The sequence below is a fragment of the Micromonospora sp. CA-240977 genome (assembly GCF_050942285.1).
Lineage (GTDB): Bacteria > Actinomycetota > Actinomycetes > Mycobacteriales > Micromonosporaceae > Micromonospora.
The window spans coordinates 2,852,879-2,866,641 of sequence record NZ_CP192055.1; the positions used below are offsets into that span (position 1 = coordinate 2,852,879).

Consider the following 13,763-nt stretch of genomic DNA (forward strand, 5'->3'; position numbering starts at 1 on the left):
GCCCTCCCTGCTGCCGTACGCCGCGCGCCGGTTGATGCCCATTGCCTCGGTGAGGTCGGACATCGACGTCAGGTTCGTAGCCCAACGGCCGTCCTCGTTGTGCCATGGCACCTCCTCGGCAATAGTAACCGATCGGTTCGTAATGTGACCAGCGTCAACTAATGCAAACCGAACCGATCGGTTACTATTACTCCGTCAGCAGGAAATCGAACGAAGGGCAGAAAGTTGACTCAGCACCTGAAAGGCAAGGTTGCCCTGGTCACGGGTGGGTCCCGGGGGATCGGCGCGGCGATCGTCAAGCGGCTGGCGGCCGACGGTGCCAAAGTCGTGTTCAGCTACGCGGCGTCCCCGGAACGAGCTGACCAGGTGGTCAAGGAGGTCGAGGCGGCGGGCGGGAAGGCTGTGGCGGTCAGGGCCGATCAGGCGTCGACCGTCGAGGTGCGGGAGCTGGTGCAGAAGGCGCACGACACCTATGGGCGGCTCGATATCCTGGTCAACTCGGCGGGCGTGTACATCACCGGGCACATCGGCGACGAGAGCGCGGACGAGGCCATCTTCCACCGCCAGCTCGACGTGAACGTCAAGGGCGTGGCGAGTGCTGTACGCGCGGCGGTCCCGCTGATGGCCGACGGCGGCCGGATCGTGTCCATCGGTAGCACCGGCGCCGCGTCCATGCCCTTTGCCGGTGGGGCGGACTATGTGGCGTCCAAGGCGGCGGTGGCGGCCTACACCCGTGGCTGGTCCCGGGATCTGGGCGCCCGCAACATCACTGTCAACGTCGTGCAGCCCGGCGCCATCGACACCGAGATGAACCCGGCATCGGGACCAGGGGCCGAAACCATGACGAAATTGACCTCGCTCGGCCGCTACGGGCGGCCCGAGGAGATCGCCGGCGCCGTCGCGTTCCTGGTCGGACCGGACGCGTCCTACATCACCGGGGCCACCCTCAACGTGGACGGGGGGCAGTCCGCCTGACCATCCGCATCCGCACCCACGAGCGCGGCGGCCCGTCGGTCCTGCGCGTCGAATAGGCCGAGGTGGGCGAGTTCGGACGCGGGGCCAGGTGCTGCTGCGGCAGCAGGCCATGGCGTCAACTTTTTGACGCCATGGTCCGCCGCGGCGGCGTCGGATTCCCGCTCCCGGCGGTGCTCGGCGTCGGGAGGGCTGGCGTCGTTGAGTGGTCGGCCCTGGCGTGTTCGGCTTCGCGGCCGGCAACCGGGCTGGCTACTTCTGCCGCCCCGGCGCGTACGCCGAATAACGTTTCGTCGACGCGGCTTCGGCTCATCGCGCTGCCGGACGATATCAGCGCCGAACAGGCGGCGGCGTTCCTGGCCAGCGGCCTGACTGCGTGGATGGGTTTGCGCGCGCTGCACCAGCTAAAGCCTTCGGAAACCGTGCTGGTTCAGGGCGCCTCGGGCGGCGTCGGAGCGATACTGTCACGCTGGGCGAAAGGCTTGGGAGCGACGGTCCAACGCTCGGACCTGGCCGGCTGGGCCGGATACGGCTACTGCGCCTCCCACGACCACTCCAGGCTGGCCTACACCGAAATCCTTCCCGACGAACGCCAAGAAACCGCAGCCGCGTTCTGGCAACGCGCCCACGCCTGGTGCACCGGCCACGGCATCACCATCGTCCGGGTGTTGACCGACAACGGCTCTTGCTACAAGTCCCGCCTCTGGCACGACACCTGCACCCAACTCGGTGTCACCGTCAAGAAAACCCGCCCCTACCGGCCACAGACAGACGGCAAAGTCGAGCGTTTCCATCGGACCATGACGACGAATGGGCCTACGCCAAGCCCTACCGCTCCGAAACCGCCCGCCGTGCGGCCTTGCCCGCCTGGCTCCACGCCTACAACAATCACCGGCACCACACCGCACTCGGCGGCCCACCCGCCAGCCGCGTGCCCAACCTCTCTGGACAGAACATCTAGGGCCTGTGTCGAAGTCACAGGCGGTCGCGCCGCGGCGTGAAGGTTGGGTGGCAGGAGTTGGCGAGGTCGATGCGCCAGTCGTTGCTGCGCATCAGGGAGCCGCTGCCCGACGGGTACTGCGGCGCGGGTCGCGGCGCGGTCGAGCAGCGACGATCGGCCTGATCCGGACTCTCCGCTGATCGCGACGCAGGTCCCGGACCGAGACATCCCGTCGATCAGGCTCATCAGGCAGGTGAGTTCGTCGTCACGACCGAACATAGTTGTTTCCGATCACGTCTTCGAGGGCGGTTCGCAGGTGTGCGCGCTTGGTGATGCCTAATTTCGGGAAGACGCGATACAACGCTGCTCCGACAGTGCGATGTGAGAGATAAACCTGGTCGGCGATCTCGCGATTGGTGAGGCCGTCGGCGGCGAGACCCGCGATCCGAAGTTCCTGCGGCGTCAGGGCGGGCCGATGCGCGCGCGTGCCACCGGCTGCGCGGACCGGCATCCCCGAAGCCCGTACCTCGGCCGCTGCCCTTTCCGCCCAGCGCATCGCACGGGCTTCCGAGAAATCGTGCAGGGCCAAGGCCAGATGATCTCGTGCCTCGTCCACCCGGCGGTTGCGGCGCAACCACTGGCCATAGAGCAGGCGGGTCCGGGCGAGCTCTAGGGGAGCGCTGGCGTTGATCCCGGCGAGGACCGAGGCTCCGAAATGCTCCGCGGCCTCGTCGCCATCGGACACCAGCGCGTGCGCGCGCTCCACGATCATGGTCAGCCGGGGCGAGGCGAACGCCGCAGCCTGGACGGACGCGTCGTGGAGACGGTCGGCCACGTTGTCCGTCCGGCCGGTCAGCACGGCCACCTCCGCGAGGTCGGCCAAAGACCAGAGTGCCCGGATCGGATGCCATCGTAGCCGCCACAGGTGCGCCCAGGCATCCTCCGGCCTGCCCTCGTCCAGCGCCAGCAGCCCGGCTGCCCAGTACTCGTCGACCGAGGCGATTCCGCCGAAGCCGGCGGGCGTCGTGCCGAGGAAGCTCAGCATCATATGTGCTGCCTGATGGTCACCCCGCCAGACGTAGGCCAGCGCCGCTGTCGCCGCACCCATGCCCGCGATGTGCCGTGCGCCGCCGTTGAGCGCCGTGTGGAAGGCTTGGTCGGCGTCGGCGAGCGCCCCGGTCAGGTCGCCGCTCAGCAGCCGTTGGGTGCTTCGTCCGCGCAGGCACTGCGCCTCGTCGACGGGCGCGCCGGCGCGCCGGCCGAACTCGACGCCCAGATGCCAGGCCGTACGGGCCGTCTCGGAGTCGTGGATCGCTTCGGCCGCGATTGCCACGGCGATCATCGAGTGGGCTGCCTGCGGCACCCGGTCGATCAGTCCGGGCAGCGCGGGTTTGAGTAGCAGCGCTCGCCCGGGTTCGGCGACTGTCGCCAGTGCCAGCGTCTTCATCGGCGAGGAGGAATCGATCTCGTCGAGGTCGGACTCGATTGTGCGCCACTGCTCCCGGGGAAGGTTGCTGCCTCGGCAGTTGATGGCCGCGCACCAGAGGATGCTCAGCCGTTGCTCGGGATAGCCGCGGCCGGTGGGTCCGCCTAGGCGTCGGCTCAGCATGCGGAAGTCCGACGTCTCGAGCGCCGGCATACCGGCGACCATGCTCAGCGAGAGGCGCGTGTTCGCGACCCGCACGATCGAGTCGGGATCATCGGCGAGTTCCATCGCGTCCCGCACGAGAACTCCGGCCGCGTCCATTTGGGCCGCCATGTAGGCCGATTGCGCCGCGAGCGCGAGGCGCCGGCCCCGGTTCGGCGTCCTGGGTGTCAGCCGCGCGGCTTGGGCATATGCCGTCGAAGCTTCGGCCTGTGCCCCGCGTCGTTGAGCCCGCCGCGCGGCCTCCTCCAGCGAAGCGGCCACTGACTCGTCCTGCCCGGCGCTCGCTGCGGCACGGTGCCAAGCGACGCGGCCCGCGTCCGAGGTCGCCTCGGCCAGTTGGAGGTGTGCCCGCGTGAGGTCGGTGGCCGGTGTTGCCGCGTATACCGCCGACGCCAGCATGGGATGGCGGATGGTGATCCGTGTACCGGTCGACGCGACCAGTCCCGACCGTTCCAGTGGCGTCATGTCCTCGGTGGTCAGGCCGCTTCCGAGGGCTGCGGTCATCACTTCGGGCAGCGGCATTCCCTCGCCGGCGACTGCGAACAGCAGTAGTGCGCGGCTCCGCTCGGGCAGGCCCGCGACCCGATCCAGGAAGGCGTTCTCCAACCTGCTTGCGGTCGGCAGATGCGGGCGGAACGATATCACCGCGTCGGTCGGGTGCCGTTCGAGCGAGGCTGCCATCTCGAGCGCGGCGAGCGGGTTCCCGCGCGCCGCGCGGAGGATCCGACTGTGGTCGGAGTGCGCCGTCGAGTCCGCGCATCGATCGATGATCGTGGTGATCGCATAGTCCCGCAACGGTTCCAGGTGGATGCGCTCGGCGGAGAGTGAGCGGAGCTCGGGCAGGTGGGCGTCGTCGCGAAGCGTGATGATCATGGTGGCGGGCAGGTGCCTGAGCCTGCGGGCGACGAAGGCGATCGCATCGAGGCTGGACCGGTCGAGCCAGTGGGCGTCCTCCACCACCAGCAGCAAAGGCTGACGGCAGGCGGCTTCCTCGACCAGGCCCAGCGCACCGAGACCGATCATCAGCCGGTTGGGTGGATCTCCGGGGGACAGGCCGAGCGCGGTCGACAGCGCGGCGCGCTGTCGCGGGGGCAACCCCGCTAGTCCGCCGAGTAGAGGTTGGAGAAACTCGCCGAGGGCGGCGAAACCGGTCGATGTCTGGTTGCGGATGCCGACGCACTGGACGTGCGCGTAGCCGGCCGCCAGCGCGGCCCGGGCGGCCGCATCGACCAGGGCGGTCTTGCCGATGCCGGGCTCGCCGTCGACGACGGTCACCGTGCCCTCGGCCGGTCGGCTCTCGAAGTTGCGGATCAGCCTGTTCAGTTCGTCGTCCCGACCCACCAGATGGGTCAGCTGAGGGACTGCCATGGGCTCGTCGTATATCAAAGGGGTCACCGTCTTGAGGCTCATCGATCGCCGATCAACGCCTCGCCGACCTGCCGGCGGTCGGTTATGGACAGCTTGGCGAAGGCGCGATAGAGGTGGGTGCTGATCGTCCGATGGGAGAGCAGGAGCTGGTTGCCGATCTCGCGGTTGGTCAGGCCGTCCGCGGCCAGCTCGGCGATCTGCCTCTCCTGCGGGGTCAGCCGTTCGTTGCGGCTCTGTGGAGGGGCTGTGGCTCTGGTCAGTTGGACACCGGCTGCCTCGAGCTCCCGTTCGGCCAGGGTCGCCCATGGGTGCGCACCCGTCGTGTGGAAGACCGCCATGGCCGCGGAGAGATGCTCCCGCGCGCGCACGATACGGCGTCCGCGTCGTAGCCAGCGCCCGAAGGTCAGGTGACTGCGGCCGCGTTCCAGCAGGGCGCCGGCAGCGTGCGCGGCAGCGATCGAAGCCTCGTATCGTTCGTCCGCGTCCGCTGCCGTGTCGATCAGCGCGCGTGCTCGGTGGGCTGAGGCCGCGAGTTGCTGCGAGCCGTACGTCTCGGCGCGTTCTTCGGCTGCCGCCACATGTTGTGCTGCCAGGTGCGTCCGTCCGGACAGCACTGCGGCCTCGGTCAGGTCTGCCGCGGCCGATGCGGCCGTCGCGGGATGGGCCGCGGCGGCTTGAAGATCGACCCACGCGTTGCGATAGCGGCCGTCGACCAGAGCGACGAGCCCGGCGGCCCAGCCCCGTCGAGCCGGCGTCGACGTCCAGGACGCGTTCGCGGCGTCGCGGCTGTGCTTCATCGCGGCGTCGAACTCATGGCGGTCCCCGGCCCACGCCTGGGAAAGGGCGATGGCCGCGTGAGCCTCGGCCTCGATGGCGCCGAGCCCGAGGCGCTTGGCGATGCGGCGTGCCTCGCTCGCTTCGACATACGCGCGGTGGGGGTCGCCTTTGAGTACTCGCAGAAACGATAGCGAGACCAGTTCGTGCGCGAGGTCCGCCGCCCGGCCCCCGGCGCGTAGCGACCGCTGCGCCGCGTCGTGGGCTTTGATCGCCAGGTCCAGGTCGTGCATCGCCTCGGCCGCTAGGCCGTAGATCGCCAGGAGCGCCGGCCGGTCCCGTGCGTCGGCGAGGAGCTCGCTCAGCCGGCCCTTGAGGCTGCCGCCGTAGCCGGCCGGATCGAGGATGGCCAAGGAGGCCGCACGCACTGGGTCGTGTTCGTCCAGCTGAAGCGCGGCGAGCTCCGCCGTGGCCGCGGTCACGACATCGTGGGCCTTTCCGTAGGTCGTGGACAGCACGGCGATTGCGGAGAGCAGGTCGAGACGTTCGGTTGCGGCGGACCTGTCATCCAAGCGCGCCAGGCGGCGGGAGAGGGCGAGCAGCAGCTGGATGTCGCCTGCTCCGGTCCCTCGGCCCGAGCGCGCGGCGGCTTCGGTGATGGCCAGAGCGGCGACGGAGGAGGACTCCCCGGCAGCCACCTGGGCATGCCGGAGCAGGCGGTCCGTGACGCTCGCGGGGCCGGTCTGACGAGCGAGTTCCGCGGCGTCTCTTAGCCGTCGAGCTCGCGCGGCCGGTTCCGGGGAAAGCTCAGCCGACCACCTGAGGGCATCGACCGCCTGAGTGAGGCAACCTTGGGCGGCGGCGGCGGTGGCGGCCCGTTCCAAAGTGTCGGCGACCGCGCTGTCTTGATGCGGGGTGCCGGCGGCGAGATGCATGGCCGCCCGCATCGGATCGTCGGTGACCTCGGCCAGCGCCCGGTGAACGGTGATGCGGTCGGACATCGGCGCGTCTGCGTAAACGGCGGCGGCGAGCAAGGGCTGGGGGAAGACCGGGGCCTCGCTGGTGAGATCGAGAAGTCGCCGGCGGGTCAGCTCCTCGGCTGCCACGGATTCGGCGCCGACCAGCCGGCCCGCACGCAGTAGGTCGGCGGTTGTCGTGCCGCTGCCGGCCGCGGCGCAGAGCAGCAGGATGCGCGAGGCGGTCGGCAGGGTCTGCATCGCTGTCTCCTCGAGGAAGGAGCTCACCAGCCGTTCGGTCAGTGGCGGGGTGGCTGCGTCCTGCAGCGCGGGTGTGAGCGCACGTGCCGTGGCGGCAGCGCACTCCACGAGCGCCAGCGGGTTGCCCTGGGCGAACGTGACGATTGTTGAACGCTCGTCAGCGGACAGATTCGGGCGGTGGTCGAGCAGTTCCCACGCGTCGATCTCGCTCATTGGCGGCAGATGCAGCGTCTGCCCGTCCAGCGGAGCGCCTCGGTCGAGCCCTGCCGGGGGGCGGCTGGTCGCCAGCACCACGACCGGTGAGGTCGTCAACTCGCGAGCCGCGAAGGCTAGTGCGTCGGCCGTGGCCGGATCGATCCACTGCCAGTCGTCGACGAGCAGGACGACGGGTCGGTGAGCCGCTGATTGTTCGAGTAGCCCGAGTGCGGCGAGGCGGACGGGTCGTAGATCAGGCGTGGGTTCGTCGAGACCACCGAACGCCGCGGACAGAGCGGCCTGCTGTGTGCGCGGCAGCAGCGGCACGGCGTCGAGCAGCGGGTATAGCACCTCGTGCAGATGCCACAACTGGTCAGCCATGTCGTGGCGGGATCCGTTGCACCGCAGAACGGTGAACCCCGCCTCTCGCGCCATCTCGTGCGCCACGTCCAGCAAGGCCGTCTTTCCCGCACCGGGTCCGCCGACGATGGTGACAGCTGCGCCGGCCGTACGGATCCGCCCCAGTGCGGCCTTTATTGTGGCCTGTTCCTCGATGCGTCCAACGAGCTTCATGAATCCTCTTCCGTGCACCTTCACCAGTTCCTGTGTGGAGCAGAAGACAATCGTAAACCGCCGGTGTGTGTCTCTCCGGAGTGTTCTTTCTTCGGCTCGGGGCCCTGCTCGACAAGCAGCAAAAAGTGGCAGACCAGGTTCGACCTGACTGCCATACGCATGTCACTTGCGCAATTGAAGAGGGGGCCAGCTACCCGATCGACGCACCCGTTTGTTCCTTTTGGAGACGTCACTCACATCGTCTCAAAATTGGATTGCCTACGGTGGCGTCCATCGCTTCCCACGTATAGGTTGTCCTGGTGGCTAATGAATCGATCAACAGTTCCGTTCCACCGTCGGGGCCGGGGTGCGCCGAGTGTCTTTCGACCGGCGGCTGGTGGTTGCATCTAAGGCGTTGTGCCGAATGCGGCCACGTCGGGTGTTGCGACAACTCACCGTCGCAGCACGCGACTGCGCACTACGGCACCGCCGGCCATCGGGTTATCCAATCCTTCGAACCGGGCGAGGAGTGGTTCTACGACTACGGTTCCGGCCGGTTCGGATCAGGTCCGGTGCTGGCCCCGCCGAGCAGTCGCCCGGCGAACCAGCCCGTTCCCGGCCCGGCCGGGGCGGTTCCGGACAACTGGGAGTCGCTGCTGCATGAGTGACGAGGTGCTGCCCGCAGGATCGCTGGTCATGGAAGTCCCCTGTCGCCGGTGGTGATTCGCGGATGCCAAACGGGCTCGGGTGGCCACGCCTGTCAGCGTGGCCACCCGAGCCCGTTCAGTCTCTCCGACCGCTCTGAAACTTTACTTATCTGCTGCTGATGGCCGGTCCTTCCGTTCAGTCGGCGGTGCCGAGCACCCGACTCAGGAACCCGATGCCCTGGGTGATGGCATTCTGGGCGGCGAAGGTGGGCCGCAGCGGTCGAACGGCCGCGAAGTCGTGTATGGCCCCGAGTTCGCGGATCGCGGTGACCGGAACGCCGGCTGTGCGCAGCTTGGCCGCGTACGCCTCGCCCTCGTCCCGCAGGACGTCGGCCTCGGCCACGATGACCATTGCCTCCGGGAGCCCGGCCAAGTCGTCGGTGGTGGCTCGCAGTGGCGAGGCGGTGATCTCGGCCCGCTGAGCGGGGTCCGTCGTGTACTGGTCCCAGAACCACTGCATGCCTTCGCGCTGCAGGAAGTAGCCCACGGCGAACTGCTCGTACGAGCCGGTGTCGAAGGCGGCGTTCGTCACCGGGTAATACAACAGTTGGCCCTTGAACTGGACGCCCCCGCGCTGCTTGGCAAGGATCGTCGTCACCGTGGCCATGTTGCCACCCACCGAGTCGCCGGCCACCGCGATGCGGTCGGTCGCAAGTCCGTACTCAGGGCCGTTCATGGTGATCCAGTCGGCCACGGCGTAGATCTGCTCGATCTGTGTGGGGTACTTGGCCTCGGGCGCAAGGTCGTAGTCGGGGAACACCACGGCGGCGTTCACGCCAAGCGCCAGCTCACGGACCAGCCGGTCGTGGGTCTCGGGACCGCCGAAGACCCAGCCGAGGCCGTGGACATACAGGATGACCGGCAGTGGGCCTTTGCTGTTGGGGGGCCGGACGATGCGAACGCGCACCTTTCCGGTCGGGCCCCCTTCGATCTCGACGTCCGAGATGTCGACCTCGGGCAGGAGCTCCGGCGGGTCGGTCTGCAACGAGATCGCGATCTTGCGTCCCTCGTCAGGCGTGAGCTGGAACAGGAACGGCGGCTTCGAGTTGGCATCGGCGAAGGCCTGCGCCGGCGGCTCGAGCACGGGCTTCACGGGCTCCGTCATGACTGATCTCCTCTGCTGTTCACCACGTTTGCGGCGATACCCACGCTGTCAGCGGGCAGGCCAGGGCGCATCCGACACATGACTGCATCAGGGCCGGGCCGGTTCAGTCGGGGATCAGTGGCGGTTCATTGTCCGGCCGTACGGTCATCGCATGAGTCTCGAAGAAATTACCCCCGAGGGGCGTGCTTCGCTGTACGTCAAGCGCGGGGTCATCCACCGGCCGGCCGGAACAGGCATCACCAAGTGGGTGTCGGGCGACATCTACACCGTGAAGGCCACCGGAGCCGACAGCAACGGCAGCCTCGGTTTCATCGAGGCGATCGTGCCCCCGGGCGGGGGACCGGTCGCCCACGTGCACTTTGACCGCGAGGAGGCTTTCTACCTCCTCGACGGCGAACTCGAGTTCCTCGACGGCAACGAGACGGTCATGGCCGGTGCCGGGGACTTCCTGTTGGTTCCGCGCGGCACGCGGCATCGGTTCAAGAACATCGGGTCGAAACCCGCCAAGATGGTGTTCATGTTCGCCTCGGCGGGCGACGAGCGACTCCTCGTCGAACTCGGTGATGACCCGGTTGAGGGACAGATGCCGGCGCCGTGGCCGCCCGAGCGCTTCGAACAGGCCGGGCCGATCGCCGAACGGCTGGGCCTCAACACCGAGAACCTACCGTAGACGCCGCCGGTGGTGCCCTGGCTCGGCCACGTCGCCCTCGTCGACGGCAAACTGGTCGGGGTGGCGGAACGTGCGTGGCTGACCGGCGCGCCGCACACCGCCGAGCTCGCGGTCCTCGTTGCGGACAGCTGCCAGCGCCGTGGCGTCGGCCGGCTTCTCGTCGGTGGGCTGCTGCAACAGTGCGAGGCGGCGGGGATAGCGCACATCGATGCCGTCACCGACGCCGCAAACTCCGGCTGCCACGCATTGGCCCGGTCTCTCGGACGCCATCCACCAACGGCGGGCAACTGGTCCATCCGTTCGGTAGCGCGCGGTGCTCAGCGGCATTTCGAGTTCACCCGGAACGCCGAGCACGGGCAGCCGTTCATTGCGCTGGGGACACCCGTTGCCGCCGGTACTCCCTTGGCGACGTGCCGGTGACCCGTTTGGACGCGTCACTGAGGGCGCTCTCGGAGCTGTAGCCGACGCACCGGGCGATCGTGTCGAGAGTGTCCGCGCCGTCGCTCAGCATGCGGCCGGCCAACTCGGTCCGCCAGCCGGTCAGGTAGTCGAGCGGGCCGGTCCCGACGATGTCCTTGAAGCGCGCGGCCAGGGTCGACCGGGAAACCCGGCGGACCTTCGCCAGGTCGGCCACCTCCAGGGGCGACCGTGGCTCGTGTGCATGGCGCTCAACACATCGCCGACGACCGGATCGGCCGATCCCGCGAGCCACCCGGAGACTCGTGCGGCGAATGGAACAGGTGCAGGCGCACCACCTCGATCAGCACACCATCGCCAGGTGCTGGGCCACCAGGTCGGCGCCGAGGGCAAGGCTGCTGGTCTCGGCCCCGATGTGGTGAAGCACCCACCGCACGCTGTCGGCCCGCGGTGTCGAGGCGGGGATGTGTACGACCGGAGGCAGGTTGGACAACAGAAGCTCCGTCTCCGAGTTCCGCGGCCAGACGACGCAGAGTCTCGGGTCCACGGCTGTTGGCGATCTGCACATGCTCGAGAGCGCCGACGAAACGGCGGGCAAGGGCGCGGCCGATACCCCCGGCGCCGATGATGCCGATGGTCATGCTGTCTTCACTCATGCTTCCGGGCCGGTGGTCGGCATCGGGTCCAGCGCTGTGTACAGGTGGGTGATGAGCCCGTTCTCGATGATGCAGATGTCGGTGCCGCCGACGACCGGAGGAGCTCCTTCGGGCCCGAAGTGCCACGAGAGCATCGCGAGGTTCTGGATGACGCGAACGTCGCCGACGGGCGTGAAGACGAAACCGGGAGCCCCGTCGAGCAGGCCCTGCGCCTTCGCGCCCAGTTCGGTCCAGCCGACGACGACCTCGTCGGGATCGGCGAAGGTCACATCCTCGGCGTAGATCTCGCTGATGGCCTGGGCGCGCTTCCGCGGGTCGCGTTCGCCGAACACCTCCAGAAGGTTCCGATAGGCGAGTTCGACGTTGTGGTCGGTCATGCGGATGGCTCCGTTCTTGTGATGGCTGGCCAATGGCTACCGAGTGCTCCCGGGAGTGAATGACAGTCCGCAGCCGCTCGATCCCGAAGAGGAAGGCTGTGGCGTGCGGTCAACCGGATGCTGATCGTGCTGCCCCGGGCCCTCGATCAAGTTCTGCAGCGACTGGGTTTGAACAGCTCGCGTTACGGCATCCTGTTCAACCTCTCGGAGGCGCCCGAGCAGACGTTGCGCATGAACGAGCTGGCGGAACGCACCGCCTGTCCGCCAGCCGGGTCAGCCGCGTCGTCGACAGCCTCGAGGCTTCGGGACATGTTCGGCGGTCGCCGGCTGCGGAGGATGGCCGCGGCTTCTCCGCCACCATTGGCCAGCAGGTCGGAGTAGATGAGACAAAACACGCTCAGGCCCCGGGCCGGCTGGATCTCGGCCAGCGCGTCGAAGACATCCTCGGCGCTCGGGCGAACCAGGGTTCGGTGCGTGGACAATGACCTGGTCGGCCCGCGCGGCTGCCCGCAGGTCATGGGTGACCATCACCACCGACCGGCCCTCCCCGGCGATCTTCACCTGAGCGAATCCTCCTCCCAGACCGTCCGGTGGCCGGCCAAGCACGAAGACCTGGCCGGACGTCATGCTCTCCAGGCCGGACAAGCAATACTGCAGAGTCGACTTTCCTGATCCGCTCGGTCCCACGATCGCGACGAACTCCCCGGCGGGCACCTGAAGCCGAATGTCGCGCAGCACCCGTCGCCGTGTTCCCACCGGCGTCCGCGAAGGTCTTGTTCACGCCTCGCGACTCGACTACGTATCCGGTCATCACACTTCCCCGCTGGATTGCCAGTGCGGTCATCGTGGCCGCGACGGTGTGACGGGTGCATCCGTCACGTGACTCGAGCGGCCGGGACCTCATCGGAAAATCAGTGCGAATGCAGGGGCCTCGCAAGCATAGACATGCGATTCCGGCCGACATGCCGGAAACGGTGAGGATCTCGACTTATCAGGCAGATCCGAATTTGAAGACTTCTATGCGTCCTCGTCTTCGAGGGTGCTGGGCACCTGTACATGATGATCGGCCGCCGGTCCGAGGCCGAGGACGCGGTGGCGGAGGCCTACGCGCGGGCCTGGCAACGATGGCCAACGGTCTCGAGGGCCAACAGCCCGGAAGCCTGGGTTCGCCGGGTGGGGTCCCGGATCGCCATCAGCGGCTGGCGAAAGACGGCGAACCGGCTTCGCGCTCGCCACCGCGAGGCCGTCGACCGGCCGCTCGACGGGCTGAACCCCGACCACATGGCGCTCATGCAGGCGTTGGGTACCATCCCGTCCGCCCAACGGCGGGACATCGTCCTGCATTCGTTAGGTGGCCGACATCGCCCACGACACGGTAAGTCCCCGCCGGCTCCGTCAAGGCCCGCCTGTCGCGGGGCAGGAAGGCCCTGGCCTCGCTGCTCGACGACCAAGATCCGAGGAGTGTGCGCCGTCAACACGCAGCTTGACTTCGAACAGCGGTTGTCCGCCGTCATGAAAGACAGCGGACCGGCGTTACGCCCGGCCCCGGTCAAGGCCGTGATCCAGAGCAGCGGCAGAGGCGCCGGCGTCAACCGGCCGCTGTCGGAGGCATTGTGGCCCGTCCTGGCTCTGGCCGGAGTGGATGGCGGATTGATGCTGCACCCGGCACCGCCCCCGTCCGACGGCTACCTTCCCGCGCCCCGCCGCCTGAGGCGCGGGCACCCGCATCACCGGCCTGTTTTCCGGAGACATCGCGGTGGCACCGGCCGTGACCACCACTAGCGCGGGTGAATGAACAGCCCAGGAGCGCGAGATCCCCGTCGTGACCGGATACGACGACGATCGTGTCCTCGCGGAGGCGACGGAGGGCAAGGGCCAGGATCGGCGCGACCGCTGGTTCTCCCGAACCCGATCCGATCGTGCCGTCGGTTCGACGGCTGAACCGGGACTGCGCTCGGCCGTCGTCCTTCACAGCGCGGTTGTTTACCCTCCGCCGTGCTGCTCGGGCCCCGCCCTCGCCACCGTCGAGCGGGAGTACGCAACTACTGTCTGCGGTGAGGCCGCCCTGGCGCAGCGGTGCGGCTTCGAAGCCGAGATTCTGCCGGCTCTGCGCGACGCCGTCTTGCGTAAAGATCGGATCGCTTCTGCCCGGCTCGGGTGGCAGC

The 13,763-nt window shown here is 68.3% G+C and carries 11 protein-coding genes and 4 pseudogenes; 6 read left to right on the forward strand and 9 right to left on the reverse strand.

The genetic code is table 11. The annotated features are described in order from the left end of the window. Nucleotides 1-225: 225 nt before the first annotated feature. Both ACQPWW_RS13220 and ACQPWW_RS13225 read left to right on the forward strand, forming a co-directional pair. Nucleotides 226-975 carry an SDR family NAD(P)-dependent oxidoreductase gene (locus ACQPWW_RS13220; RefSeq protein WP_433132480.1) on the forward strand — a complete coding sequence of 250 codons (750 nt, stop codon included), beginning with the start codon at nucleotides 226-228 and terminating at the stop codon, nucleotides 973-975. Nucleotides 976-1,502: 527 nt separating this feature from the next. Beyond that, nucleotides 1,503-1,933 (forward strand): annotated as a pseudogene (locus tag ACQPWW_RS13225) (integrase core domain-containing protein); the annotation flags it as partial. Between the two features lie 244 nt (nucleotides 1,934-2,177). On the opposite strand, the gene ACQPWW_RS13230 reads toward ACQPWW_RS13225, so the two are convergent. Beyond that, a complete protein-coding gene (locus ACQPWW_RS13230) occupies nucleotides 2,178-4,970 on the reverse strand; it encodes an AAA family ATPase (protein WP_433132482.1) in 2,793 nt (930 codons plus the stop codon). Beyond that, entirely contained in the window at nucleotides 4,967-7,687 is a 2,721-nt protein-coding gene (locus tag ACQPWW_RS13235; RefSeq protein ID WP_433132484.1) for an AAA family ATPase, read from the reverse strand. Before ACQPWW_RS13235 ends, ACQPWW_RS13230 begins: the two co-directional genes overlap by 4 nt. 299 nt (nucleotides 7,688-7,986) lie before the next feature. Here ACQPWW_RS13235 and ACQPWW_RS13240 point away from each other — a divergent pair, with 299 nt between their 5' ends. Further along, a complete protein-coding gene (locus tag ACQPWW_RS13240) occupies nucleotides 7,987-8,334 on the forward strand; it encodes a UBP-type zinc finger domain-containing protein (protein WP_433132486.1) in 348 nt (115 codons plus the stop codon). Nucleotides 8,335-8,509: 175 nt separating this feature from the next. Here the strand turns inward: ACQPWW_RS13240 and ACQPWW_RS13245 are convergent, their stop codons facing one another. Further along, nucleotides 8,510-9,478 (reverse strand): alpha/beta hydrolase, encoded by a 969-nt coding sequence (locus ACQPWW_RS13245; RefSeq protein ID WP_433132488.1) that lies wholly within the window; start codon nucleotides 9,476-9,478, stop codon nucleotides 8,510-8,512. Between the two features lie 151 nt (nucleotides 9,479-9,629). Here ACQPWW_RS13245 and ACQPWW_RS13250 point away from each other — a divergent pair, with 151 nt between their 5' ends. Beyond that, nucleotides 9,630-10,148 (forward strand): cupin domain-containing protein, encoded by a 519-nt coding sequence (locus ACQPWW_RS13250; RefSeq protein WP_433132490.1) that lies wholly within the window; start codon nucleotides 9,630-9,632, stop codon nucleotides 10,146-10,148. Between the two features lie 60 nt (nucleotides 10,149-10,208). Continuing rightward, nucleotides 10,209-10,568: an N-acetyltransferase family protein gene (locus ACQPWW_RS13255; protein WP_433134337.1), complete on the forward strand. Its 360-nt coding sequence runs from the start codon at nucleotides 10,209-10,211 to the stop codon at nucleotides 10,566-10,568. Here the strand turns inward: ACQPWW_RS13255 and ACQPWW_RS13260 are convergent. The 6 genes and pseudogenes from ACQPWW_RS13260 to ACQPWW_RS13285 all read right to left on the reverse strand — a co-directional run. Next, nucleotides 10,513-10,782 (reverse strand): helix-turn-helix domain-containing protein, encoded by a 270-nt coding sequence (locus ACQPWW_RS13260; RefSeq protein ID WP_433132492.1) that lies wholly within the window; start codon nucleotides 10,780-10,782, stop codon nucleotides 10,513-10,515. The two genes, ACQPWW_RS13255 and ACQPWW_RS13260, sit on opposite strands and share 56 nt — an antisense overlap. Nucleotides 10,783-10,980: 198 nt before the next feature. Further along, nucleotides 10,981-11,133: pseudogene (locus ACQPWW_RS13265) on the reverse strand (hypothetical protein); the annotation flags it as partial. Continuing rightward, nucleotides 11,114-11,221 (reverse strand): annotated as a pseudogene (locus tag ACQPWW_RS13270) (NAD(P)-binding domain-containing protein); the annotation flags it as partial. The pseudogenes ACQPWW_RS13270 and ACQPWW_RS13265, both read right to left, overlap by 20 nt. Beyond that, nucleotides 11,218-11,631 carry a nuclear transport factor 2 family protein gene (locus tag ACQPWW_RS13275; protein ID WP_433132494.1) on the reverse strand — a complete coding sequence of 138 codons (414 nt, stop codon included), beginning with the start codon at nucleotides 11,629-11,631 and terminating at the stop codon, nucleotides 11,218-11,220. The pseudogene ACQPWW_RS13270 and the gene ACQPWW_RS13275, both read right to left, overlap by 4 nt. A gap of 149 nt (nucleotides 11,632-11,780) precedes the next feature. Then, nucleotides 11,781-12,080 carry a hypothetical protein gene (locus ACQPWW_RS13280; protein WP_433134786.1) on the reverse strand — a complete coding sequence of 100 codons (300 nt, stop codon included), beginning with the start codon at nucleotides 12,078-12,080 and terminating at the stop codon, nucleotides 11,781-11,783. 136 nt (nucleotides 12,081-12,216) lie between these two features. Further along, nucleotides 12,217-12,354, reverse strand: a pseudogene (locus ACQPWW_RS13285) (ATP-binding cassette domain-containing protein); the annotation flags it as partial. Nucleotides 12,355-12,657: 303 nt separating this feature from the next. Between ACQPWW_RS13285 and ACQPWW_RS13290 the strand changes: the two are divergent. Beyond that, complete coding sequence (locus ACQPWW_RS13290; RefSeq protein WP_433134339.1) at nucleotides 12,658-13,380, forward strand: sigma factor; 723 nt, start codon at nucleotides 12,658-12,660, stop codon at nucleotides 13,378-13,380. The last annotated feature ends 383 nt before the right edge of the window (nucleotides 13,381-13,763 follow it).

Bases quoted from the DNA above. Each gene is read 5' to 3' on its own strand.
- ACQPWW_RS13230 (WP_433132482.1), bottom strand. From the start codon at position 4,970: ATGAGCCTCAAGACGGTGACCCCTTTGATATACGACGAGCCCATGGCA.
- ACQPWW_RS13235 (WP_433132484.1), bottom strand. From the start codon at position 7,687: ATGAAGCTCGTTGGACGCATCGAGGAACAGGCCACAATAAAGGCCGCA.
- ACQPWW_RS13245 (WP_433132488.1), bottom strand. From the start codon at position 9,478: ATGACGGAGCCCGTGAAGCCCGTGCTCGAGCCGCCGGCGCAGGCCTTC.
- ACQPWW_RS13250 (WP_433132490.1), top strand. From the start codon at position 9,630: ATGAGTCTCGAAGAAATTACCCCCGAGGGGCGTGCTTCGCTGTACGTC.
- ACQPWW_RS13290 (WP_433134339.1), top strand. From the start codon at position 12,658: ATGATCGGCCGCCGGTCCGAGGCCGAGGACGCGGTGGCGGAGGCCTAC.